Annotated in this window: 1 protein-coding gene; it reads right to left on the bottom strand. The window is 38.5% G+C overall.

Annotation, left to right across the window (positions count from 1 at the left end):
- A partial coding sequence (locus H7844_15965) for a hypothetical protein (GenBank protein MEO5358774.1) occupies positions 1-1,048 on the bottom strand: 1,048 nt, incomplete at its 3' end.
- Positions 1,049-1,103: the final 55 nt, after the last annotated feature.

Raw genomic sequence — 1,103 nt, forward strand, 5'->3', positions numbered from 1 at the left:
GGTAAAACTCCGTCCACTCGTCCCAACATGGTGTGTTTACTCCAAAATACCATATATATATATAACAAATAATTACACTCATACATTTAACAGTTCTCCAGAACTCACCGGTTCTTTCATTCCAAAACCAAACGATATTGCCACGCCTATACTCAACAGGTGGTATTCTTACGCTTGATATATCGCTAGGGGTATTATTGTCTGGAGCAGTGTGTGAAACAGAGTTATAGATAATCTGCTTATTACAGTTGTTTTTATAAAACATCTTCCCAAGGAGTGAGTTCACGTTTCCAGCCAGTGTTTTAAAGTTACATTCCTGACAGCATGTCTCTCCATAAAATTCATCCAGCGCATCATTCAGACTGTCACAGTTATAGTGATAGTCATCCGCCTTTTCTATCGCTTCATCAGTTAATCCACCTCGATAGTATAATTCGGCTGTAAACTGACGAAACTCATCCTTAAGACTATCTTCGATTCTCATCTTAGAAATGTTTGTTAATATCTGAAAAACGATTGGATATCTCAATTCCGAACCAGTGTATTTAATCCTATTATTTTCAACAGTGACATCCCCATCTAAGATAATCCGTGCACAAGCAAAATTCTCTTTTAATATATCAACAAACTCACCCACCCCCATATTAGTTTCAATGGTGGTTTCATCGATGGTGTATTCCTTCCCCACTGGAACTTCTACGGCAACTTCCCATGGTTCAAAATCTGACAATGAGTAGATAACATCAGGATTAAACTCAAGTAACCTACAAGGCTTAATAATATCCTTACAATTGAATGTACCAGGAACCCTAAGTATCCTTGCCACATCAGCAGCGGCACTATCACCGTTTAAAGCCTTTACCATCCCTTTGAGTATGCCTTTAAACTTTGCAATAGTCTCACTGCGCTGTTTATCTGCTACCTTATCACCTGTAAATTCAGGCAATTCTATCACCTCTTCAAAAAACCAATAGGCATGATAGCCGTTCCCTGTATCAATTAACATAGAAGGTTTAAGTGGAAACTCATTTATGTCCGCTTGGCGCATTTTATGCGCTCATCGGACGGGGCAATTTAATTAAGCCATACTACAATCATGACAA

The sequence above is a fragment of the Nitrospirae bacterium YQR-1 genome, assembly GCA_039908095.1.
In the GTDB taxonomy this organism is placed as follows: domain Bacteria; phylum Nitrospirota; class Thermodesulfovibrionia; order Thermodesulfovibrionales; family Magnetobacteriaceae; genus Magnetomonas.